The following is a 22154-nucleotide window of genomic DNA, read 5'->3' as shown; positions in this document are numbered from 1 at the left end:
AGCGCACACCGATGGTTCAGCCATCGCGCCGGTAGGTCAGGTTGGTGATCTGCTCCGAAATCAGCCCGATCAGGAAAATGATCACCGCCGCGCTGAACAGCAATGTGCTCATGTTGGTGAGCCTGCCCTGCGTGGCGAAGGTGTAGCCATACCAGCCCAGCGCCGCCAGGAAAAACGCCGCCGCGGTCGGCGCGAACAGCTTCAACGGCGAGTACAGGCTGGCGATCTTGAAGATGATCAGCAGGAAGCGCACGCCGTCCTTGAGCGGGCGGATGTGGCTGCCGTTGCCCACCCGCTTGGCCACGGGGATGGGCACATAGGCCACCGGGTAGGCGCTGCGGAAGAACGCCATGGTGCTGGTGGTGGGGTAGCTGAAGCCGTTGGGCAGCAGGTGCAGGAACTCCCTGAATTTGTCGGCGCGCACGGCGCGGAAGCCGGAGGTCAAGTCCGCGATGCGGTGGCCGGTCATCCAGCTGGCCAGGCGGTTGTAGAACCCATTGGCCAGGCCGCGGTGCAGGTTGGCCTGGCCGCTGCGGTCGCGGGCGCCCACCACCATGTCGTAGCCATCGCGCAGCTTGTCCAGCAGGGCGCGGACGTGGCCTGCGCCGTGCTGGCCGTCCGCATCCATGAACACCAGAATTTCGCCCCTTGCTGCACGCGCACCGCGCTTGATGGCGGCGCCGTTGCCCATGGAATAGGGCGAGGACAGCACGCTGGCACCTGCCTCGCGGGCGACTCGCGCGGTGTCGTCGGTGGAGCCGTCGTCGACGACGATGATCTCCGCGTCCGGATAGGCCACCCGCAGCGCCGGCAAGGTGCCGCGCAGGCCTTCGGCCTCGTTCTTGGCTGGCAGGATGATGCTGAGCGTCGGGTTCCCCATGACGCTAGATTAGCGCGAACGATTGCGGGATCGGGCCGGGGTGCGGCGGACTGCGGTTCTCACTGCCCATACCGGATTCCGTTCTCCCACACCGGGCGCAGCCGCGCCAGCAGGCCGGCGGGAATGCGTGGATCGGCGGCGGCGTGCAGGGTATCGGCCATGGCTGCGGCAATCCTGTCCAACGGTGCCTGCGGGTCGCGCACGCCGCAGACGTCGCGGCCGAAGCGGCGCAGTTCTTCCGGCAGGGGATAGGCCTTGGAGCGCTGTGCTTTCCCCGACCACAGCCGCAGGGCCATGCTGTGGTCTTCCAGTTCGGGGCCGCCGGGGGAGCGCTGGTAGCGGTAGATGCGCGTGGTGACGACATCGAACATGGGGGCAAGGCGGATGTCGTCGGCCACGCCGCGATAGAGCACGCCGAAGTTTTTCAGATGGGCATCGCCATTGCCCACCATGATCGAAAACGCCAGTTGTTCGTAGAAGCGCTGCAGGTCGCGACGATTGCCGGTGATCATGCCCAGCAGCTCGGCGATGCGCTGGTAGCTGCCGTGGTATTTGCGTTCGGACAACGTATCGCGCACGCGCAACCCCATCAGCGACGCCACGTCTTCGAAGCCGAGGCGCTGGCCATCGGCTTCGAGATCGAAGCGCTCCACCAGCAGGAGTTGCCCGTCGTCGCTCAGTTCCACCTTGGCCGCGTCGATGCCGGCACGCGCGGCCGCCGTCATGCACAGATATTCGTTGGCGGTCAGGCCGGGATAGCCTGCGCCGGCGGTTTTCACGATCAGATTGGGGATGGGGATGGTGGCGCGGTCGCGCACCATGATCTTGGGCTGCATGCCGGCCACGCCAATACCGGTGGCAAGGTAGGCACCCACCAGTTCGTCGAACACCTGCACCGTGAACGGCATGCGCAGCAGGGTTTGCCGGGCGATCGGCACACCCGCCGCCGGTGCCGCGCCGCCGGGCACGCGGTAGCCCAGCCGGCCGATGCCGTTGTCGCCGATCAACGCAAGCAGGCGCATGGCAGTCATCGCCTGCTTGGGGAATTGCTGGCGCAGGCGGTTGAACAGATCGCCTTCCGGGAGATTCTGATCCATTACCGGGAACAGCGCGCCGTCGTGCCAGGTAAGCCGCGCGGGTGGCATCAGCAACCCCACCACAGGCTGGGCCGGATCCGCCTGCAGATATCGGTATTCGAAGCCGGACTGCTGCAGCAACTGCCCAGAGAGACGGCCTGCCACATTCACTTGCAGCAGCTTGATGCGCGCGTCCATGTCCATGTCACTGTCAGCCGTCATCGTCTTCGGCGAAGCGTTGGCGGACTTCTTCCAGCGTGGGCAAACCCAACGGCTCCAGGCGCAGGGTGTACCCCATGCTGCGCAGCACATCGAGCAACGCGCCGGTGGTGACATCTCGCCCCGTTTCCAGTCGATGCAGCAGATCCCGGCTGCGGCCGGACTGCGCCGCGACCAGGGTTGCCTTCAAGCCCTGTTCGCATCGCGCACCGCGCACGGCCTCTCCCAGATCCAGCAGCGTGCGAATCGGAAAATGCATGACCGATCATGTCCTTTAATCGAGACAATTTACCTGATACATCAAAATGTGTCCTTGAAGCAAGACATATTTGGAACGGGTCAGGAACGGGATCAGGTTCACTTCCTGAGCCGCCAAGCGGCAGAAGTCCGATACCAACAACGGATATGTCCCCCCAGTTCGCGAATATCAGGCCCCCATCGGCCAGTACGGTTTCGGCCGTCTGATGAAACTGAACCTGACCCCGTTGTCGTCACCGTTCTCGACAAACTCATACATTTCGGAGATTTTTTCTTTGTATTGTATGATTTCAGCATGCTCCCCCGTGCCCTGACCCCAACCCTGCAGCGCCTGGCCCAAGGCTTCCCGGTGGTGGCCATGACCGGGCCGCGCCAGTCAGGCAAGACTACGCTGGCGCGGCAGCTGTTTGCCGACAAGCCGTACGTCAGCCTGGAAGACCCGCAGGAACGTGCTTTCGCCAGCGAGGATCCGCGCGGCTTCCTGGCGCGCTTCGCGCACGGGGCGGTGTTCGATGAGGCGCAACGCTGGCCGGATCTGTTCTCGTATCTGCAGGGCATGGTGGACGCGGATCGGGTGCCGGGGCGGTTCGTGCTGACCGGATCCCAGCAGTTCGGGCTGTTGTCCGGCGTCACCCAATCGCTGGCTGGTCGGGTGGGCATGACCCGGCTGCTGCCGCTGTCGCTGGCGGAATTGCCGGCTGCGCAGACGGCCCAGCGCCCTCTGGATGCGCTGCTCCTGCTGGGCATGTATCCCGCGCTGCATGCGCAGCCGTTGCGGCCTGCGGACTGGTTTGCCTCATATGTCGCGACCTATGTGGAGCGCGACGTGCGGCAGGTGCTCAACGTGCAGGATCTCTCCGCGTTCCAGCGTTTCCTGCGCCTGTGCGCCGCGCGCACCGGGCAGCTGCTCAACATCAGCGCGCTGGCGGGTGAAACGGGCATCTCCAACCATACCGCGCGCGCCTGGCTGTCGGTGCTGGAAGCCAGTGACATTGTGTTCTTGCTGCCGCCCTACCACCGCAACTTCGGCAAGCGCCTGGTGAAGTCGCCCAAGCTGCATTTCGTCGATACCGGACTTGCGTGCTGGCTGCTGGGCATCCGCGATGCGGCTACCCTGGGCCTGCACCCGCTGCGCGGCGCGCTGTTCGAAACGCTGGTCGTGGGCGAATTCATGAAGGCCCGCCTGAATCAGGGGTTGCCGACGGATCTGTATTTCTGGCGCGACAACAACGGACTCGAAGCAGACCTGCTGTTCGAAACCAGTGGCCGACTGCAGCCGGTGGAAATCAAGTCCGGCGCCACTGTGACGCCCGACTACATCCGCGCCGCGCAGAAGGCCGCGCGTTTTGCCGGTGCGGAAGCCCTGCCGCCGTGGCTGGTGTACGGCGGCGACGACGCCTATGAGCGCAGCGGCGTGCGCGTGATCGGCTGGCGCAACCTGCAGGCGGCGGTGAGCAGCGCGGACACGAGCTGACACCCCGCGCATTTGCGGCTGCGCAAGACGTCGGCTGGTGCCGCGTTGGGCCTTGTTTTGCGTATACGCTAAAGTCGCACCGTTCCCGTGGAGATCGCCCGACCGATGAGCACTGCACCCGCCGCCAATCTGATGGGAATCACCGGGATCGCCCGGCGCCTGGTGCTGGATGGCGCCCTGGACGAGGCCGTGGCCCGCAAGGCCATGGACGGCGCCACCGCCGAGAAGATGCCGCTGGCCTCCTATCTGGCCGACCGCCGGCTGGTGTCGCCGGGCGCGCTGGCCGCCGCCAATTCCATCGAGTTCGGCATGCCGCTGGTGGACGCGCTGGCCATCGATCCGGCCCAGTCGGCGATTGCCCTGGTCAAGGAAGAGCTGCTGCGCAAGCACCAGGTGCTGCCGCTGTTCAAGCGCGGCAACCGGCTGTTTGTCGGCACTTCCGACCCCACCAACAACCGGGCGCTGGAAGACATCAAGTTCCAGACCAACTTAACCGTGGAGCCGATCCTGGTCGACGCCGACCGGATCAAGCGCAGCCTGGACCAGTGGCTGGAAGCCGCCGACGCGATGGCCGACGACCTGGCCGATGCGGACGGCCTGGACGGGCTGGAGGTGAGCGGGGCTGACGACGACCTGAGCAACGACACCGGCGTGGACGCCAAGGGCGAGGACACCCCGGTCGTCAAGTTCGTCAACAAGGCGCTGGTGGACGCGATCCGCCGCGGCGCCTCGGACATCCACTTCGAGCCTTACGAGACGGACTACCGGGTGCGCTTCCGCATCGACGGCATCCTGAAGACGTTCAAGAAGGTGCCGGTGAAGCTGCACGCGCGCATCGCGGCGCGCCTGAAGGTGATGGCCCAGCTGGACATCGCCGAGAAGCGCATCCCGCAGGACGGCCGCATCAAGCTCAACATCAGCAAGACCAAGCAGATCGACTTCCGCGTCAGCACGCTGCCCACCCTGTTCGGCGAGAAGATCGTGCTGCGCATCCTGGACGGCAGCGCCGCCAAGATGGGCATCGAGAAACTGGGTTACGAGCCGGACCAGCAGAAGCTGTTCCTGGACAACATCCACAAGCCCTACGGCATGGTGCTGGTCACCGGCCCCACCGGCTCCGGCAAGACCGTGAGCCTGTACACCGCGCTGGGCATCCTGAACGACGAGACCCGCAACATCAGCACGGTGGAGGACCCGGTGGAAATCCGCCTGCCGGGCGTCAACCAGGTGCAGCAGAACGCCAAGCGCGGCATGACCTTCGCCGCCGCCCTGCGCAGCTTCCTGCGCCAGGACCCGGACGTGATCATGGTGGGCGAAATCCGCGACCTGGAAACCGCGGAGATCGCGGTGAAGGCGGCCCAGACCGGCCACATGGTGCTGTCCACCCTGCACACCAATGACGCGCCGCAGACCATCGCCCGCCTGATGAACATGGGCATCGCGCCCTACAACATCACCAGCTCGGTGAACCTGGTCATCGCCCAGCGCCTGGTGCGCCGCCTGCACGACTGCAAGCGCGCGGTGCACCTGCCGGAACACGCCCTGCTGGCCGAAGGCTTCACCGCCGACGAGATCCACGCCGGCATCACCGTCTACGAGGCGGTGGGCTGCGAGGACTGCACCGGCGGCTACAAGGGCCGCGCCGGCATCTACCAGGTGATGCCGATGACCGAGGAAATCCAGCAGATCGTGCTGGCTGGTGGTAATGTCCAGCAGCTGACCGAGGCTTCCCAGCGCAGCGGCGTCCGCGATCTGCGGCGCTCGGCGCTGGACAAGGTGAAACAGGGGATCACCAGCCTCGTCGAAATCAACCGCGTCACCAAGGATTGAAGGGGAGCCCCATGTCCGCACGCAGAGCCGCCATCGGCAAGGCCCGCGAGAAAGCCGAGGCCCACCGGCTGAACGCGCTGGAGGAATTCGTCTGGCAGGGCCGCGACAAGCGCGGCAAGGTGATGAAGGGCGAGCAGCTGGCGCGCACCGCCAACCTGCTGCGCGCGGAGCTGCGCCGCCAGGGCATCACCCCGACCGTGGTCAAGGCGAAGCCGAAGCCGCTGTTCGGCGGCGGGGCCAAGAAGATCTCGCCGCGCGATATCGCGGTGTTCAGCCGCCAGATCGCCACCATGATGAAGTCCGGCGTGCCCATCGTGCAGGCGCTGGAGATCATTGGCGGCGGCAACAAGAATCCGGCCATGAAGAAGATGGTCAACACCCTGCGCGGCGACATCGAGGGCGGCGCCTCCATCTACGAAGCGATGAGCCAGTTCCCGGTGCAGTTCGACGAGCTGTACCGCAACCTGGTGCGCGCCGGCGAATCCTCCGGCGTGCTGGAAACCGTGCTGGAGACCATCGCCACCTACAAGGAAAACATCGAGAGCATCAAGGGCAAGATCAAGAAGGCGCTGTTCTACCCGGCCGCGGTCATCGCGGTGGCGATCCTGATCAGCGCCGTGCTGATGATCTACGTGGTGCCGATCTTCCGCGAGACCTTCTCCAGCTTCGGCGCCGACCTGCCCGCGTTCACCAACCTGGTGTTCGGCATCTCCGACATCGTGGTGAAGTGGTTCTGGCTGATCGGCATCGTCCTCGCCGCGGCGATCGGCTTCTTCATCTACACATACAAGCGTTCGCAGAAGCTGCAGCACACCGTTGACCGGATGATGCTGAAGATCCCGGTGATCGGCAAAGTGCTGCACGAATCGGCGATCGCCCGCTTCGCCCGCACCCTGGCGCTGACCTTCCGCGCCGGCGTGCCGCTGGTGGAGGCGCTGGACAACGTGGCCGGCGCCACCGGCAGCATGGTCTACCACGATGCCGTGATGAAGATCAAAGACGATGTGGCCGTGGGCTACCCGGTCAACGTGGCGATGAAGCAGGTCAACCTGTTCCCGCACATGGTGGTGCAGATGACCGCCATCGGCGAGGAGGCCGGCGCGCTGGATACCATGCTGCTGAAGGTGGCGGAGTTCTACGAGGAAGAGGTCAGCAACACCGTCGATGCCCTGAGCAGCCTGATCGAGCCGATGGTGATGGTGATCATCGGCGGCCTGGTGGGCTCCATCGTGGTGGCCATGTACCTGCCGATCTTCAAGATCGCCATGACGGTGATGTAAGCAGGACGCAGCTTCCAGATGGCATTTCTCGACGCACACCCCGGCCTCGGCTACCCCGCCGCGGCCGGCCTGGGCCTGCTGGTCGGCAGTTTCCTCAACGTGGTGATCCTGCGCCTGCCGCCGCGGCTGGAATGGCAGTGGAAGCGCGACGCCCGCGAGATCCTGGAAGAGCCCGACATCTACGACCCGCCGCCGCCGGGCATCGTGGTGGAGGGCTCGCACTGCCCGAAGTGCAAGAAGCCGCTGTCCTGGCACGAGAACATCCCGGTGCTGAGCTGGGTGCTGCAAGGCGGCAAGTGCCGCGGCTGCAAGGCGCCCATTTCGATCCAGTACCCGCTGGTGGAACTGGTCACGGCGCTTCTGTTCCTGGTGTGCGCCTGGCGCTTCGGATTTGGCTGGAAGGGCTTCGGCGCGATGGTGCTGACCGGTTACCTGGTCGCCCTGTCGGGCATCGATTTCCGCACCCGCCTGCTGCCTGACCAGCTGACCCTGCCGCTCATGTGGTTGGGTTTGGTTGCCGCCAGCGACAACCTTTACATATCGGCCAAGCCCGCGCTGCTTGGCGCGATGGCCGGCTACCTGAGCCTGTGGTCGGTGTACTGGGTGTTCAAGCAGCTCACCGGCAAGGAGGGCATGGGCCACGGCGATTTCAAGCTGCTGGCCGCGCTGGGCGCATGGACGGGGCTGTCCGGCATCCTGCCGACCATCATGATTTCGTCGCTGGTGGGCGCCATCGTCGGCTCGATCTGGCTGGCGGTAAAAGGCCGCGACAAGGCCACGCCGATCCCGTTCGGCCCGTATCTGGCGGTAGCCGGCTGGATCAGCTTCATGTGGGGACAACAGCTGGTGGACGCGTACCTGCGTTTCACAGGGCTGGCCTAGCGGTCCTCGGCTCGTCGGCCGTCATCCCCGCGTAGGCGGGGATCGCTCTTTCTTACGATTGGTGGCGCCACATTGCGGAAGAGCGATTTCCGCCTGCGCGGGAATGACGGATCAGATCCCTGCGGTTGCGACAGCGCAGGCGATTCCCGTCCGCACGGGAGTGACGGATCAGATCCCTGCGGTTGCGTTGCGACAGCGCAGGCGATTCCCGTCTGCACGGGAGGGACGGATCAGACCCGTGCGGTTGCGTTGCAACAGCGCAACCGATTCCCGTCTGCGCGGTAAGGCCGGTTTTCCCGCCCCGGGCCTTGGCGACCGAACGCCATTGGCCGCAGTGACCACATAATGCGCCGATGAGCGATTACATCATCGGCCTGACGGGCGGCGTGGCCGCCGGCAAGAGCGCTGTCGAAGCCTGCTTCCGGGCGCTGGGCGTGGCCGTGGCCGACGCCGATGCCGCCGCGCGCGATGCGCTGGCGGCGGGGAGCGATGGCCTGGCCGAAGTGGTCTCTGCCTTCGGCCCGACGGTGCTGGGGCCGGAAGGACAGTTGGACCGGGCGGCCATGCGTCGGCAGGTATTCGCGGATCCGGAGGCGCGCAAGCGGCTGGAAGCCATCGTCCACCCGCGCGTGCGCGCGGCTCTGACCAAGGCCTGCCGCGCCGCGCCTGGCGCGTATGCGGTCGCGTCGATCCCACTGCTGGCCGAGGGCGGCGGCCGGAGCGCCTATCCATGGCTGGACCGCGTGCTGGTGGTGGATGCGCCCGTGCCCGTGCAGATGGCGCGGCTGCTGCGCCGCGACGGCATCGACGAGGCGCTGGCGCGGGCGATGATCGACGCGCAGGCCACCCGCCAGCAGCGGCTGGCGATTGCCGACGACGTGCTGGTCAACGACGGCGCGCTGGAGGCGCTGGATGCGCAGGTGGCCGCGCTGGACCGCTTGTACCGGACGCAGGCCGCCAACGCCCCGTAGGAGCACTGAAAGGGCGCGACGCGTTTGACACGATTTCGCGAAAGCGTTCGCGCCCCTGCGGTGCGCTCCTGCGCGGCGGCGGGGAATGGCCGAGCGGGAGCGGTGGCGGCGCGAAGGCATGGATTTCCTGGCGACGGCCAGGCTCATTGCCGCCGCAGCAGTTCCTCCACCACCGGCACGTCCGCCGGCGGCATCGGGTAGTCCGCCAGCTTGTGCAACGGCACCCAGGCCAGCGCCTGCCCTTCCAGGCCGCGCGGGTGGCCGCTGAAGGCAACCTCGCGCACATCCAACAGCAGCTGTTTGTCGGGATACGCCATCTGCACGCGGATGACGGAAGCCCCGACCGCGGCCGAAATGCCCAGCTCCTCGCGCAGTTCGCGCACCAGCGCATCTTCGGGCGACTCCCCGGGCTCGACCTTGCCGCCCGGGAATTCCCACAGGCCTGCCAGATCGCGCCCCTCGGTGCGGCGCGCCAGCAGGATGCGGCCGCGCGCATCGCGCAGCACGCCGGCGACGACGTGGACGTGTTTCATCGATCCGGAACGCGCCACGATCACGGATGCGCCGCGTGGGAGCGCACTGCAAGGGCGCGACGCGTTTGACGTGATTTCGCGAAAGCGTTCGCGCCCCTGCGGTGCGCTCCTACAGGAGATGCGCCCGCAGACATCGATGCGATGCAGCCATCTTGTAGGAGCGCACTGAAAGGGCGCGATTGCTCTTTGCACGTTACCGCGAAAGGGTTTGCGCCCCTGCGGTGCGGTCCTGCGCCTGCTGCCTCCATCCGGGAAGCCTGCCGTCAGCTGAGCTGCCCGTGGCAGTGCTTGAACTTCTTGCCGCTGCCGCAGGGGCACGGATCGTTGCGGCCGATGTCGGCGAACGCTGCCTGCTGCGCACGCGCCGCCTGCACCTGCGCCGCTTCCTCGTCCGCGCCCATGCCGCCCGAGCCGGGGTGCTGGAACTGCATCTGCCGGGCCACCGCCTCGGCGCGCGCGCGCTCCTGCGCTTCCGCCGCGGCCACTTCCTCTTCGGTGCGGATGCGCACGCGGGCAAGCAGCGTGACCACTTCGTGCTTGACCTTTTCCAGCAACTCCGAGAACAGCTCGAAGGCTTCCTTCTTGTACTCCTGCTTGGGCTGCTTCTGCGCATAGCCGCGCAGGTGGATGCCCTGGCGCAGGTAGTCCATGCGGGCCAGGTGTTCCTTCCAGCTCTGGTCCAGCACGTTCAGCATCACGTGCTTCTCCAGCATGCGCATGGTTTCGGCGCCAACCTGCGCCTCCTTGCCGGCGAACAGCGCGTCCACCGCCTCCTGCACGCGGTCCTGGATCTGCGAGGCGTCCAGCTCGGCTTCCGCCTTGTGCAGGCCGACCAGGTCCATCTGGATGCCGAATTCGGCCGCCAGCGCCGCTTCCAGGCCCGGCAGGTCCCACTGTTCGTCGATCGAATCGGCCGGCACGTGGCGCTGGACCAGCTCGGCCACCACGTCGTAGCGGATGCCGTCGATGTTGTCCTTGACGCTCTCGGCTTCCAGCAGCTCGTTGCGCTGGCCGTAGATGACCTTGCGCTGGTCGTTGTTGACGTCGTCGAAGTCCAGCAGGTTCTTGCGGATGTCGAAGTTGTGGGCCTCGACCTTGCGCTGCGCGTTGGCGATCTGCTTGGTCACCAGCGCCGACTCGATGATGTCGTCTTCCTTCAGGCCCATCCGCGCCATCACCTTCTGCACCCAGTCGGCGGCGAAGATGCGCATCAGGTTGTCTTCCAACGACAGGTAGAAGCGCGACGAACCCGGGTCGCCCTGGCGGCCGGAGCGGCCGCGCAGCTGGTTGTCGATGCGGCGCGACTCGTGGCGCTCGGTGCCGATGATGTGCAGGCCGCCGGCGGCCTTGACCGCGTCGTGGCGCACCTGCCATTCGGCCTTGATGCGGTCCTTCTCCGCCTGCGGAGCGTCCTCGCCCAGCGCGGCCAGCTCGGCTTCCAGCGAACCGCCCAGCACGATGTCGGTGCCGCGGCCGGCCATGTTGGTGGCGATGGTCACCGCACCCGGGGCGCCGGCATTGGCGACGATGTGCGCCTCGCGCTCGTGCTGCTTGGCGTTGAGCACCTCGTGCTGGATGCCGGCCTCGCGCAGGTTCTCGCTGAGCAGCTCGGATACCTCGATGGAGGTGGTGCCGACCAGCACCGGCTGGCCCTTGGCCACGCACTCCTTGATCTCGTTGGCCACCGCGCGGTACTTGCCGGCGCGGTTGAGGAACACCAGGTCCGGGTGGTCCTTGCGGATCATCGGGCGGTGGGTGGGGATCACCACCACTTCCAGCCCGTAGATGTTCTGGAACTCGAAGGCCTCGGTGTCCGCGGTGCCGGTCATGCCCGACAGCTTCTTGTACATGCGGAACAGGTTCTGGAACGTCACCGACGCCAGGGTCTGGTTCTCGCGCTGCACCGGCACGCCCTCCTTCGCCTCCACCGCCTGGTGCAGGCCGTCGGACCAGCGCCGGCCCGGCAGGGTGCGGCCGGTGAATTCGTCGACGATGATCACCTCGCCGTCGCGGACGATGTAGTCCACGTCGCGCTGGTAGATCGCGTGCGCGCGCATCGCCGCGTTGAGGTGGTGGACCACGTGGATGTTCTGCGCGGCGTACAGGCTCTCGTCGGCATCGAGGATGCCGGCCTGGCGCAGCAGCTGCTCGGCGTGCTCCTGCCCGGCTTCGGACATGTGCACCTGCTTCTGCTTCTCGTCGACCCAGTAGTCGCCTTCGCCGTCCTCGGTTTCCTGCCGCTGCAGCGACGGCACCACCGCGTTGACCCGCAGGTACAGCTCGGGCGATTCGTCGGCGGGGCCGGAGATGATCAGCGGGGTGCGCGCTTCGTCGATCAGGATCGAGTCCACTTCGTCGACGATGGCGAAATTGAGGCCGCGCTGGAAGCGGTCTTCCTTGGCCAGCGCCATGTTGTCGCGCAGGTAGTCGAAGCCGAATTCGTTGTTGGTGCCGTAGGTGATGTCGCAGCCGTAGGCCGCGCCCTTGTCGGAGTGCGGCATGCCCGGGTAGACCACGCCGACGCTCAGCCCCAGCCAGTTGTAGAGCTTGCCCATCTGGGCGGCGTCGCGGCGGGCCAGGTAGTCGTTGACGGTCACCACGTGCACGCCCTTGCCCTCGAGGGCATTGAGGTAGACCGCGGCGGTCGCGGTCAGGGTCTTGCCCTCGCCGGTGCGCATTTCCGCGATCTTGCCGCCGTGCAGGACCATGCCGCCGATCAGCTGGACGTCGAAATGGCGCATGCCGAACACGCGCACCGAGGCTTCGCGGCAGACCGCGAAGGCTTCCGGCAACAGCTTGTCCAGCGACTCACCCTTGGCGATGCGGCCCTTGAACTCGTCGGTCTTCGCCTTCAGCGCCTCGTCGGAGAGCGCCTGCATCTGCGGCTCCAGCGCGTTGATCTTCCTGACGTTGGCGCCGTACTGCTTGAGCAGGCGCTCGTTGCGGCTGCCGAAAATGCTGGTGAGCAAACTGTTGAACATGGGGTGTCCCTGGCGGGATGCGCGCCGGCGGCGCGGCATCGGGAAAGCAACGGAATACCCGGAAGCGGGCAGGACTGCCCGTTCGGGAATCGGCTAGTTTAGCTGGAGGCGGCCGGCGGCGTGCGCAAGCCCCTTGCCCGATGTCAGCCGCGGCCGGGGCCGTGGCGCGCCAGCGCGTTGTTGTGGCCCAGGAACTTGCGGGGATTGACCACCACGCCGTCCTGCCACAGTTCGAAGTGCACGTGCGCGCCGGTGGAGCGGCCGCTGGAACCGGCCTTGGCGATCTCCTGCCCCGCGCGCACCAGGTCGCCGACCTGGCGGACCAGGCGGGAATTGTGCGCATAGCGGGTGACGTAGCCGTTGCCGTGGTCGATTTCGACCGTGTTGCCGTAGCCGCTGCGGGTGCCGGCATAGCTGACCACGCCGTCAGCCACCGCCAGCACCGGGTCGCCGATGCTGGCCTGGAAGTCGATGCCCTTGTGGAACTGGCTGCCGCCGCCGAACGGGTCGGCGCGGCCGCCGAAGCCCGAAGTCACGAAGCTGCCGGCGATCGGCTCGCGCGAGGGCGTGGTGCTGCGGTCCAGCGCGCGGTTGAACAGCAGGGTTTCCAGCACCGACAGCTGGGTGCCCGCAAGCCGGTACTCCCCTTCCAGCGCCGCGAGGCGTGCGCGCAGCTCGGCCGGCGGCATGTCGCGGGTGATCCCGCCGCCGCCTTGCCCGACCGGCTTCTCGAAGTCGAATTCGCCGTCCTGCAGCTGGCCGGCGCGGGTCAGGCGGGTCCCCAGCGCGTTCAGGCGGTTCGCCTGCGCCTGCAGTTCGGCCAGCCGCGCGGCCAGCGCGTTGACATCGCGTTGCGCGTCGCGGCGTACCCTGTCCAACTCCGCCCGGCGTTCGGCATCCGCCGTCTGCAGCGCCTCCACCTGGGCCATCCCGATGGCGCTGCGCGCGGCTGCCCCGCACAGCATGCCAGCACCGAGCAACAGCGCCAGCGCCGCCCACGGCCTGCGGCGCGCCCACCGGCGCAACTGCTGGGCCTGCGCGATGGCGCGCTGGCGGGTATCGTGTAGGTTGCTGATTTCGATCATCCGTATGCCTGGTTCTCGATCCAACCCCGACGGGGGCCGTGCCGCCGCCAGCCCGCGCGCGGCGCTGGACGCGCTGCTCGCCGGTTCGGCCGGTGGCACCCTGCGCCGGGCCCAGTGGCTCGACGCGATGGACCGGTTGCTGCGGCCCCACCTGCCGGCGGGGCTGGGGGCGCATGCGCGCCTGGCCAACGTCCGCGGGGACAAGCTGGTGTTCGTCGTCGACTCGCCGGTATGGCATGCCAGGTTGCGGCTTGCCGCGCCCGCGCTGATCGACGCCGCCCGCTCCATCGGGCTCGAAGTGAACGACGTGGGTGTCAGGACGACCACCGCACCGCTGCGGCCGCTACCGCCGGCCGCCGCACGCCATGCTCCGATGTCGGCCGCCGCCCGTGCAGGACTGGAGGCGGCCTTGGCGATGCTGCGGCCGGAGGCGTCGGAACATGCCGCGGACGACCGCAAGGCAGGGACGAGGCGGGCACCGAGGCCCCCCGCCGAACCAGCCGAGGGCGCATCCTAGCCGCGCCGGCCCCCGGTTTTGTTAAGAAATCGATGTTGGAGCGGCGGATTCCGTGATCATGGTCACGGTTTCTGCCCAGGATCAGACCGCCGGCAATGCGATCCCGTAACCCAGCTGGGGAGCCTGGCCCGCCTCCGCGAAGCTGACTTCTTCCCACGCTTCGGCATCCGCCAGCAGCGCGCGCACCAGCTTGTTGTTCAGCGCATGCCCGGACTTGTAGCCCTCGTAGGCGCCGAGGATGGCGTGGCCGGCCAGGTACAGGTCGCCGATCGCGTCCAGGATCTTGTGGCGGACGAATTCGTCCGCGTAGCGCAGGCCGTCCTCGTTCAGGACGCGGAAATCGTCGAGGACGATGGCGTTGTCCATCGAGCCGCCGAGACCGAGGTTGCGGTCGCGCATGTACTCGAGGTCGCGCATGAAGCCGAAGGTACGGGCGCGGCTGACTTCCTTGATATAGGCGCTGGTGGAGAAGTCCACCTCCACCCGAGACAGCGTGTCGGGGATCGCGGGATGGTCGAACTTCACCGTGAAACCCAGACGGAAGCCGTCGTGCGGGTCGAAACGCGCGATCTTGTCGCCATCGCGCACTTCCACCGACTTGAGGATGCGGATCAGCCGCTTGGCCGCGTGCTGTTCGACGATGCCGGCCGACTCCAGCAGGAACACGAACGGTCCGGCGGAGCCGTCCATGATCGGCACTTCCGGCGCGCTCAGCTCGACATAGGCGTTGTCGATGCCCAGGCCGGCCAGCGCCGACATCAGGTGTTCGACCGTCTGCACCTTGGCGCCGTCGCGGCTCAGCCCGGTGCACAGGGTGGTTTCGGTGACCAGCGCCGCGGCGGCAGGCATCTCCACCACCGGCTCCAGGTCGATGCGGCGGAACACGATGCCGGTATCGACCGGCGCCGGCCGCAGGGTCAGGAAGACCTTCTCCCCGCCATGCAGACCCACGCCGGTGGCGCGGATCACGTTCTTGAGGGTGCGTTGGCGGAGCATCGGTTCAGATTATCACGGGACTTGCTGAATCAATCCGGAAAAAGCCACGGCCCCATCCCGACAACGACGGCAGCGCCGGTCGGGGAAAGAGGCCAGCCGGCTTGCGCCGGCCGGCCGGAAGGCGCGCCGGGCGGACGACCCGGGACGCGATTCGACAGGGGTACCACGCCCCTGCTGCCGCGGCTGCGGCGACAGGGGGCGGAAAAGGGTCGCGCCGGACAACGCAGGCCCTTTCCATCCTCCCGTCCCCACGAGGGAAACGGGAGGCGCTGCAGCGTCAGCCGGGCGTTCCGCAGCGGATCGCCGGCACGCTGGCCTCAGTCGGCCTGGCGGCGCAGGAACGCCGGGATGTCGAGGTAGTCGTCCTTCGGCAGCTCGGCGGCGACCGGGGCGGCCTCGGCGGCGTTGCGGCGCAGGCTGCCGGCGAAACCGACCGGTGCGCCCGGGGTGAAGCCGTCGGCGATCGCGTCGATCGGCAGCCCGGTGGTGCCGTCGCGCTTGACCTGGGTGCGCACCAGCTCCACCGGCGGGCGGCGCGGCGGTTCCTGCGCGGTCTCGAAGCGGACGTCGCGACGGTCGTTGCCGGGCGACTGGCGCAGGCCCACGGTGGCGCGGCTGAGGCCGGTGGCCACCACGGTGACGCGCACTTCGTCCTGCATGTCCGGATCGAGCACGGTGCCGATGACCACGGTGGCGTCCTCGGCGGCGAACTGCTCCACCGTGCGGCCGACTTCGTCGAACTCGGCCATGGTGAAGTCCGGGCCGGCGGTGATGTTGACCAGGATGCCGTTGGCGCCGGACAGGTTGACGTCGTCCAGCAGCGGGTTCTGGATGGCGGCCTCGGCCGCGGCCTGCGCGCGGTCGTCGCCGCGGGCGCTGCCGCTGCCCATCATCGCAAGGCCCATCTCGCTCATGACGGTGCGGACGTCGGCGAAGTCGACGTTGATCAGGCCCGGGCGCACGATCAGATCGGCGATGCCCTGCACCGCGCCCAGCAGCACGTCGTTGGCGGCGCGGAAGGCCTGGATCATGGTGGCGTTGCGGCCCAGCACGGTGATCAGCTTCTCGTTCGGGATGGTGATCAGCGAATCGCAGTGCTGGCTCAACTCCTCGATGCCCTTGGCGGCCACCTGCATGCGGCGACGGCCCTCGAACGGGAAGGGTTTGGTGACCACGGCTACGGTCAGGATGCCCATCTCCTTGGCCAGCTGCGCCACCACCGGCGCGGCGCCGGTGCCGGTGCCGCCGCCCATGCCGGCGGTGATGAACACCATGTCGGCGCCCTGCAGGGCCTCGATGATCGCCTCGCGGTCCTCCAGCGCGGCCTGGCGGCCGACTTCCGGATTGGCGCCGGCGCCCAGGCCCTTGGTGACGTTTCCGCCGAGGGTGAGCTGCTGCGACGCGCCGCAGTTCTTGATCGCCTGCGAGTCGGTGTTGGCGGTGATGAACTCCACGCCCTCGACGCTGCTGTTGACCATGTGCGCGACCGCGTTGCCGCCGCCGCCGCCGACGCCGAAGACCTTGATGACCGCGTTGGGTGCCACCTGCTGGATCAGTTCGAAATGTGCCATGTCCGTGTCCTGTCGTTGTGGCCGGGATCGGAGGGGTGGAACCCCGCCCTCGCCGGCTTGTTATTGGGTTGTGTCCTGCGCTTGCCGCCCTACCGCCCTACCGCCTTGCCTGCCTTTCCCTTCCTGTCCCTGCCTGTCCCTGCCTGCCCGCCTGTTGCTGCCGCTGCCGCTCAGAACGCGCCGCGGAACCACTTCACCGCCTTGCCCAGCACGCCGCCGACCTTGCTGCTGGGCAGCGTCGGCCGCTTCGGGTGTTCCATCTGCGCGCCCATCAGCAGCAGGCCCACGCCGGTGGCATGCACCGGGTTGCCCACCACCTCGCCGAGCCCGGTGACGTGCTGCGGGATGCCGATCCGCACCGGCATCTGCAGCATTTCCTCGGCCAGCTCGACCACGCCTTCCATCTTCGAGGCGCCGCCGGTCAGCACCATGCCGGCGCGGACCCGCTGCTCGAAGCCCGAGCGGCGCAGTTCCGCCTGCACCATCTCGAAGATCTCCTCGTAGCGCGCCTGCACCGCCTGCGCCAGCGCGTGCCGCGGCAGCCGCCGCGGCGGGCGGTCGCCGACGCTTTCCACCTGGATGCTCTCCTCGGCGCGCGCCAGCTGCGCCAGCGCGCAGGCGTACTTCACCTTGATGTCCTCGGCGTGCGGCGTGGGCGTGCGCAGCATGTGCGCGATGTCCTCGGTGACCTTGTCGCCGGCCACCGGCAGGTTGGCGGTGTGGCAAATCGCGCCCTGCATGAACACCGCGATGTCGGTGGTGCCGGCGCCCATGTCCACCAGCACCACGCCCAGCTCGCGCTCGTCCGGGGTCAGCACCGCGGTGCTGGACGCCAGCGAGGACAGCACCAGCTCGTCCACCTGCAGGCCGCAACGCTGCACGCACTTGCTGATGTTCTGCGCCGCCGACTGCGCACAGGTGACCAGGTGCGCATGCACCTCCAGCCGCACGCCGGTCATGCCGACCGGGTTGCGGATGCCTTCCTGCGAGTCGTCCAGCACGTATTCGCGCGGGATCGCGTGGAGGATGCGCTGGTCGGCCGGGATCGCCACCGCCTTGGCGGCTTCCAGCACACGGTCGAGGTCGCCGTAGGTGACCTCGCCATCGCGGATCGGCACGATGCCGGGGGAGTTCTTGCACTGCACGTGGTTGCCGGAGATCGATGCGTACACGCTGCTGACCTCGCAACCGGCCATCAGCTCGGCTTCCTCCACCGCGCGCTGGATCGACTGCACGGTGGAATCGATGTCCACCACGACGCCGCGGCGCAGCCCGCGCGATTCGTGCGAGCCGATGCCGATCACCTCGATGGGTTCGCCCGGGGCGTATTCGCCGACCAGCGCGGTGACCTTGGAGGTGCCGATATCGAGGCCGACGATCAGGGACTTGTCGCCTTTGCGGTTCATGTATTGCTGCCGTGGTTCGTGGAATTCGGTTCGGCCTTCGCCCAGGTCAGGGCGAAGCCGTTGGTGTAGCGGAGATCGGCGCGCACCAGCCGGCGCTGCGGGTTCTGCGCGGCCAGCTGCGGCAACATCGGCGCGAACCGCGCCAGCCGCGCGCCCGGGTCGTTGCGGCCCAGCACCACGCGGGTGCCGTCGCGCAGGGTGATCGACCAGCTGCCGCGGCGGTCCAGCGCCACGCCCAGCACGCCGCCAGCGTCGGCCAGCTGCTCGCGCGCCTGGTTGTACAGCGCCACCACCTCGGGGACCCGGCCTTCCGGGCCGTCCAGCAGCGGCAGCCCGGCCGGCGCCTGCAGCTTGCCGACCGGGAACAGGCGGCCATGCTCGGACAGCAGCTGCTGCTCGCCCCAGCGCGCGAACGGGCGATGCTCGACGATGCGCACCTCCAGCACGTCCGGCCAGTGCTTGCGCACCTCCGCGCGCTCCACCCACGGCAGCGCGTCCACGGTGCGCTGGATCGCGCCCAGGTCCACCGCGAAGAAGCCGCGCCGCGCATGCGGCAGCACCGCCGCCTGCAGCTGCGCGCGGTCGACGCGCGCCAGTGCGCCCTGCACGCGCAGGGTGCGCAGCGGCCAGTGCTCGCCGCCCATCCAGCCCTCGACCACGGCCACCACCGGCAGCGCCAGCAGCGCCAGCGCAAGCAGCCAGGCCAGCGAGCGCAGGACGGGCTTCACAGCGTCTGCTCCAGGATCCGCCAGCACAGTTCCTCGAACGACACGCCCAGCTGGCGCGCCGCCTTCGGCACCAGCGAGTGGCTGGTCATGCCCGGCGCGGTGTTCACTTCCAGCAGCAGCAGCCGGCCGCTGGCGCGGTCGCGCATCACGTCGATGCGGCCCCAGCCGCTGCAGCCGGCGGCGCGGAACGCATCCAGCGCCAGCGTGCGGATCGCGTCCTCTTCCGGCCCTTCCAGGCCGGGGCACAGGTACTGGGTGTCCTCGGCGATGTACTTGGCGTTGTAGTCGTACCACTCGCCCTTGGGCACGATCCGGATCGAGGGCAGTGCGACCTCGCCCAGCACGCCGACGGTGAGCTCGTCGCCGACCACCATCTGCTCCATCAGCATTTCGCCGCCGTAGCCGCGCGCGACCTCGACCGCGGCGTCGATGTCGGCTTCGGCCAGCACCCGCGCCACGCCCACGCTGCTGCCTTCGCTGGACGGCTTCACGAACACCGGCAAGCCCAGTTCCAGCGCGGCCGCGCGCAGGTCGGCGCCGGGCGCCAAGCGGACGAACTGCGGCGTCGGCAGGCCGGCGCTGATCCACACCTGCTTGGTGCGGATCTTGTCCATGGTCAGCGCGCTGCCCAGCACGCCGGAGCCGGTGCAGGGCACCTCGAAGCCCTGCAGCAGGCCCTGCAGCACGCCGTTCTCGCCGTCGCCGCCGTGCAGGATGTTGAACACGCGGTCGAACCTGCCGTGCACCAGCGCATCGACCAATGCCGGGATGCCGTCCACCGCGTGGGCGTCGACGCCGCGCGACTGTAGCGCTTCCAGCACGTTGCGACCGGAATCCAGCGAGACTTCGCGCTCGCTGCTGCTGCCGCCCATCAGCACGGCGACGCGGCCGAACGCGGATGGGTCGGTGCAACGCAACGGGGCGAATGCAGGGGCACTCATGCGGATTCTCCCTGCGCAGGTTGCGGCTGCAGGCCATCGCGGGCGATCTGCTGCGCGGCGGCGCCGATGTCGCCGGCGCCCATCAACAGCAGCAGGTCGCCATCGCGCAGCACGCCGGGCAGCACGCCAGCCAGTTCGGCAGCGCCGCCCACGACCACCGGCTCGACCCGGCCGCGGGTGCGGATCGAGCGCGCCAGCGCGCTGGCGTCGGCGCCGGCAATCGGCGCTTCGCCGGCCGGGTACACCTCGGTCAGCAGCAGCGCGTCCACGCCGGACAGCACCGCCGCGAACTCGTCGAACAGGTCGCGGGTGCGGGTATAGCGGTGCGGCTGGAACGCCACCACCAGCCGCTTTTCCGGCCAGCCGCCGCGGGCCGCCGCGAACACCGCGGCAAGCTCCTTCGGGTGGTGGCCGTAGTCGTCCACCAGCGCCACTTCGCCACCGCCTTCCAGCTGCAGCGTGGCCAGCTGGTTGAAGCGGCGGCCGATGCCTTGGAAGCCTTCCAGCGCCTTGGCGATCGCCGCGTTCGGCACGCCCAGCTGCCAGCCGATGGCGGCGGCGGCCAGCGCGTTCTGCACGTTGTGGCGGCCCGGCAAGGCCAGCGTGCAGGCGGTGCGGCTGCCGTCCGGCAGGCACAGGGTGAACTGCATGCGCGCGCCGTGTTGGCGCACGTCGGCGGCGCGCACGTCGGCCTCCGGCGCGAAGCCGTAGGTGACCACGTGGCGCGGCGTCCTGCGCGCCAGCTGCGCCACTTCCTCGTCGTCGATGCACAGCACCGCCAGCCCGTAGAACGGCAGCCGGTGCAGGAATTCGGAGAACGCCTGCTTGACCCGCTCGAAATCGCCGCCGTAGTTCTCCAGGTGGTCGGCGTCGATGTTGGTGATGACCGCGACCACCGGGTTCAGGCGCAGGAAGCTGCCGTCGCTCTCGTCGGCTTCGGCCACCAGCCAGTCGCCGCCGCCCAGGCCGGCGTTGGCGCCGGCGGCCAGCAGCTTGCCGCCGATCACGAAGGTCGGGTCCAGCCCGCCTTCGGCCAGCACGCTGGCGGTCAGCGAGGTGGTGGTGGTCTTGCCGTGGGTGCCGGCCACCGCCACCCCGCGCTTGAAGCGCATCAGCTCGGCCAGCATCTCCGCGCGCGGCACCACCGGGATGCGCTGCGCGCGCGCCTCCAGCAGCTCGGGGTTGTCCTCGCGGATGGCGCTGGACACCACCACGCAGTCGGCCTCGAGCACGTTGGCGGAGGCGTGGCCGCGATGGATGGCGATGCCCAGCGACGCCAGCCTCCTGGTCACCGCGTTGTCGGCGTTGTCGGAACCGCTGACCTGGTAGCCCAGCGTGCGCATCACCTCGGCGATGCCGCTCATGCCGACTCCGCCGATGCCGACGAAATGCACGCGCGGCAGCGCCTTGGCCGGGTCGTTGATCTGCCGCAGGTGCAGGCTGTGCGGGCTCATCGGGAAACCTCGTTGGAAATCGCGGCCAGCACCGCCTCGGCCACGCGCTGCGCGGCGTCGGGGCGGGCCAGACCACGCGCGGCCTGCGCCATCGCAAGGCGCTTGCCGGGATCGGCGGAAAGATCGGCCAGCGCCTGCTGCAGGCGCGCGGCCAGTTGTTCGGATTGCGGCAGCAGCAGGGCGGCGCCGCGCTCCACCAGGTACTCGGCATTGCGGGTCTGGTGGTCGTCCACCGCCTGCGGGAACGGCACCAGCACGCTGCCGACGCCGACCGCGCACAGCTCGGCCAGGGTCAGCGCACCGGCACGGCACACCACCAGGTCGGCCCAGGCGTACGCGGCCGCCATGTCGGCGATGAAGGGCTCCACGCGCGCTTCGACGTTGGCATCGGCATAGGCCTTGCGCGCGGCGTCGAGCATCTTCTCGCCGGCCTGGTGGGCGACTTCCACCGGCTGGCCCAACGCGGCCACCGCGCGCGGCACCGCCTCGTTCAGCGCACGCGCGCCCTGACTGCCGCCCAGCACCAGCAGGCGCAGCGGTCCGGCGTGGCCGAAGTCGCGCTGCTCGGGCGGCGCAACCGCGGCGATCTCCGCCCGCACCGGGTTGCCGACGTGGACTTCCTTCGCGAAGGTCTGCGGGAAGCCGACCAGCACCTGCCGGGCCACCTTCGCCAGCGCCTTGTTGGTCATGCCGGCGGCACGGTTCTGCTCGTGCACCAGCAGCGGGATGCCGGCCAGCTTTGCCGCGATCCCGCCCGGGCCGGCCGCATAGCCGCCGAAGCTGATCGCCGCATCCGGCCGGCGCGCCCGCAGCACGCCAGCGGCCGCCCGCACCGCCGCCAGGATCCGCAGCGGCGCCGCCAGCAGGGTGGCGATGCCCTTGCCGCGCACGCCCTTGACCGCGATGGTGTCGATGGCAATGCCCTGCGGCGGCACCAGCCGGGTTTCCATGCCGCCCTCGGCGCCCAACCAGCACACCTCGGCGCCGCGCTCGCGCAGCGCGCGGGCGACCGCGAGGCCGGGGAAAATGTGGCCGCCGGTACCGCCGGCCATCACCATCACGAGGGGCGACT

General features: G+C 68.6%; 18 protein-coding genes and 1 pseudogene. 6 read left to right on the top strand and 13 right to left on the bottom strand.

Annotated features, from left to right (window positions below; genetic code table 11):
• Positions 1–16 precede the first annotated feature (16 nt).
• The 3 genes from SPK54_RS08285 to SPK54_RS08275 are packed head-to-tail and all read right to left on the bottom strand — an operon-like array spanning position 17 to position 2434.
• Positions 17–880, bottom strand: coding sequence for a glycosyltransferase family 2 protein (locus SPK54_RS08285; RefSeq protein ID WP_330947446.1), 864 nt, complete (start codon positions 878–880; stop codon positions 17–19).
• Between the two features lie 59 nt (positions 881–939).
• Positions 940–2154 carry a type II toxin-antitoxin system HipA family toxin gene (locus SPK54_RS08280; RefSeq protein ID WP_330947480.1) on the bottom strand — a complete coding sequence of 405 codons (1215 nt, stop codon included), beginning with the start codon at positions 2152–2154 and terminating at the stop codon, positions 940–942.
• A 13-nt stretch (positions 2155–2167) separates the two neighbouring features.
• Entirely contained in the window at positions 2168–2434 is a 267-nt protein-coding gene (locus SPK54_RS08275) for a helix-turn-helix domain-containing protein (protein ID WP_330947445.1), read from the bottom strand.
• A 294-nt stretch (positions 2435–2728) separates the two neighbouring features.
• Here SPK54_RS08275 and SPK54_RS08270 point away from each other — a divergent pair, with 294 nt between their 5' ends.
• The 5 genes from SPK54_RS08270 to coaE all read left to right on the top strand — a co-directional run bounded on the left by SPK54_RS08270 (position 2729) and on the right by coaE (position 8870).
• Positions 2729–3907 carry an ATP-binding protein gene (locus tag SPK54_RS08270; RefSeq protein ID WP_330947444.1) on the top strand — a complete coding sequence of 393 codons (1179 nt, stop codon included), beginning with the start codon at positions 2729–2731 and terminating at the stop codon, positions 3905–3907.
• Between the two features lie 105 nt (positions 3908–4012).
• Complete coding sequence (pilB, locus tag SPK54_RS08265; protein WP_330947443.1) at positions 4013–5737, top strand: type IV-A pilus assembly ATPase PilB; 1725 nt, start codon at positions 4013–4015, stop codon at positions 5735–5737.
• A 122-nt stretch (positions 5738–5859) separates the two neighbouring features.
• The gene (locus SPK54_RS08260; protein WP_330947479.1) at positions 5860–7017 is read left to right on the top strand and encodes a type II secretion system F family protein; all 1158 of its coding nucleotides are present in this window, start codon (positions 5860–5862) and stop codon (positions 7015–7017) included.
• An 18-nt stretch (positions 7018–7035) separates the two neighbouring features.
• Positions 7036–7899 (top strand): A24 family peptidase, encoded by an 864-nt coding sequence (locus tag SPK54_RS08255; RefSeq protein WP_330947442.1) that lies wholly within the window; start codon positions 7036–7038, stop codon positions 7897–7899.
• Between the two features lie 353 nt (positions 7900–8252).
• Positions 8253–8870: a dephospho-CoA kinase gene (gene coaE / locus SPK54_RS08250; RefSeq protein ID WP_330947441.1), complete on the top strand. Its 618-nt coding sequence runs from the start codon at positions 8253–8255 to the stop codon at positions 8868–8870.
• Positions 8871–9037: 167 nt separating this feature from the next.
• Here the strand turns inward: coaE and mutT are convergent.
• The 3 genes and pseudogenes from mutT to SPK54_RS08235 form a co-directional block, all read right to left on the bottom strand.
• Positions 9038–9403, bottom strand: a pseudogene (mutT, locus tag SPK54_RS08245) (8-oxo-dGTP diphosphatase MutT); the annotation flags it as partial.
• Positions 9404–9666: 263 nt separating this feature from the next.
• Positions 9667–12384 carry a preprotein translocase subunit SecA gene (gene secA / locus SPK54_RS08240; protein WP_330947440.1) on the bottom strand — a complete coding sequence of 906 codons (2718 nt, stop codon included), beginning with the start codon at positions 12382–12384 and terminating at the stop codon, positions 9667–9669.
• A 143-nt stretch (positions 12385–12527) separates the two neighbouring features.
• The gene (locus tag SPK54_RS08235; RefSeq protein WP_330947439.1) at positions 12528–13469 is read right to left on the bottom strand and encodes a peptidoglycan DD-metalloendopeptidase family protein; all 942 of its coding nucleotides are present in this window, start codon (positions 13467–13469) and stop codon (positions 12528–12530) included.
• A 4-nt stretch (positions 13470–13473) separates the two neighbouring features.
• Between SPK54_RS08235 and SPK54_RS08230 the strand changes: the two genes are divergently transcribed.
• Positions 13474–13986 (top strand): DciA family protein, encoded by a 513-nt coding sequence (locus tag SPK54_RS08230; protein ID WP_330947478.1) that lies wholly within the window; start codon positions 13474–13476, stop codon positions 13984–13986.
• Positions 13987–14067: 81 nt separating this feature from the next.
• Here SPK54_RS08230 and lpxC read toward each other — a convergent pair whose 3' ends face one another.
• The 7 genes from lpxC to murG all read right to left on the bottom strand — a co-directional run bounded on the left by lpxC (position 14068) and on the right by murG (position 22140).
• Positions 14068–14982 (bottom strand): UDP-3-O-acyl-N-acetylglucosamine deacetylase, encoded by a 915-nt coding sequence (gene lpxC / locus SPK54_RS08225; RefSeq protein WP_330947438.1) that lies wholly within the window; start codon positions 14980–14982, stop codon positions 14068–14070.
• Between the two features lie 317 nt (positions 14983–15299).
• The gene (gene ftsZ, locus SPK54_RS08220) at positions 15300–16553 is read right to left on the bottom strand and encodes a cell division protein FtsZ (protein ID WP_330947437.1); all 1254 of its coding nucleotides are present in this window, start codon (positions 16551–16553) and stop codon (positions 15300–15302) included.
• A gap of 170 nt (positions 16554–16723) precedes the next feature.
• Positions 16724–17959, bottom strand: coding sequence for a cell division protein FtsA (gene ftsA, locus SPK54_RS08215; RefSeq protein WP_330947436.1), 1236 nt, complete (start codon positions 17957–17959; stop codon positions 16724–16726).
• Positions 17956–18687 carry a cell division protein FtsQ/DivIB gene (locus tag SPK54_RS08210; protein ID WP_330947435.1) on the bottom strand — a complete coding sequence of 244 codons (732 nt, stop codon included), beginning with the start codon at positions 18685–18687 and terminating at the stop codon, positions 17956–17958. Before SPK54_RS08210 ends, ftsA begins: the two co-directional genes overlap by 4 nt.
• Entirely contained in the window at positions 18684–19628 is a 945-nt protein-coding gene (locus SPK54_RS08205) for a D-alanine--D-alanine ligase (protein ID WP_330947434.1), read from the bottom strand. Before SPK54_RS08205 ends, SPK54_RS08210 begins: the two co-directional genes overlap by 4 nt.
• Positions 19625–21082 (bottom strand): UDP-N-acetylmuramate--L-alanine ligase, encoded by a 1458-nt coding sequence (gene murC, locus SPK54_RS08200; RefSeq protein ID WP_330947433.1) that lies wholly within the window; start codon positions 21080–21082, stop codon positions 19625–19627. Before murC ends, SPK54_RS08205 begins: the two co-directional genes overlap by 4 nt.
• Positions 21079–22140: an undecaprenyldiphospho-muramoylpentapeptide beta-N-acetylglucosaminyltransferase gene (murG, locus tag SPK54_RS08195; protein ID WP_330947477.1), complete on the bottom strand. Its 1062-nt coding sequence runs from the start codon at positions 22138–22140 to the stop codon at positions 21079–21081. The genes murC and murG overlap by 4 nt, the downstream gene beginning before the upstream one ends.
• Positions 22141–22154 lie beyond the last annotated feature (14 nt).

It is taken from the genome of Thermomonas sp. LB-4, from assembly GCF_036409385.1.
GTDB lineage: Bacteria > Pseudomonadota > Gammaproteobacteria > Xanthomonadales > Xanthomonadaceae > Thermomonas.
This window is presented reverse-complemented; position numbering and strand designations above follow the sequence as displayed.

Coding starts and splice junctions, on each gene's coding strand:
- ftsZ (WP_330947437.1), bottom strand. CDS start 16,553: ATGGCACATTTCGAACTGATCCAGCAGGTGGCACCCAACGCGGTCATC.
- SPK54_RS08255 (WP_330947442.1), top strand. CDS start 7,036: ATGGCATTTCTCGACGCACACCCCGGCCTCGGCTACCCCGCCGCGGCC.
- SPK54_RS08270 (WP_330947444.1), top strand. CDS start 2,729: ATGCTCCCCCGTGCCCTGACCCCAACCCTGCAGCGCCTGGCCCAAGGC.
- coaE (WP_330947441.1), top strand. CDS start 8,253: ATGAGCGATTACATCATCGGCCTGACGGGCGGCGTGGCCGCCGGCAAG.
- secA (WP_330947440.1), bottom strand. CDS start 12,384: ATGTTCAACAGTTTGCTCACCAGCATTTTCGGCAGCCGCAACGAGCGC.
- SPK54_RS08235 (WP_330947439.1), bottom strand. CDS start 13,469: ATGATCGAAATCAGCAACCTACACGATACCCGCCAGCGCGCCATCGCG.
- SPK54_RS08275 (WP_330947445.1), bottom strand. CDS start 2,434: ATGCATTTTCCGATTCGCACGCTGCTGGATCTGGGAGAGGCCGTGCGC.
- lpxC (WP_330947438.1), bottom strand. CDS start 14,982: ATGCTCCGCCAACGCACCCTCAAGAACGTGATCCGCGCCACCGGCGTG.
- SPK54_RS08280 (WP_330947480.1), bottom strand. CDS start 2,154: ATGGACGCGCGCATCAAGCTGCTGCAAGTGAATGTGGCAGGCCGTCTC.
- pilB (WP_330947443.1), top strand. CDS start 4,013: ATGAGCACTGCACCCGCCGCCAATCTGATGGGAATCACCGGGATCGCC.
- murG (WP_330947477.1), bottom strand. CDS start 22,140: ATGGTGATGGCCGGCGGTACCGGCGGCCACATTTTCCCCGGCCTCGCG.
- SPK54_RS08230 (WP_330947478.1), top strand. CDS start 13,474: ATGCCTGGTTCTCGATCCAACCCCGACGGGGGCCGTGCCGCCGCCAGC.
- murC (WP_330947433.1), bottom strand. CDS start 21,082: ATGAGCCCGCACAGCCTGCACCTGCGGCAGATCAACGACCCGGCCAAG.
- SPK54_RS08285 (WP_330947446.1), bottom strand. CDS start 880: ATGGGGAACCCGACGCTCAGCATCATCCTGCCAGCCAAGAACGAGGCC.
- SPK54_RS08205 (WP_330947434.1), bottom strand. CDS start 19,628: ATGAGTGCCCCTGCATTCGCCCCGTTGCGTTGCACCGACCCATCCGCG.
- ftsA (WP_330947436.1), bottom strand. CDS start 17,959: ATGAACCGCAAAGGCGACAAGTCCCTGATCGTCGGCCTCGATATCGGC.
- SPK54_RS08260 (WP_330947479.1), top strand. CDS start 5,860: ATGAAGGGCGAGCAGCTGGCGCGCACCGCCAACCTGCTGCGCGCGGAG.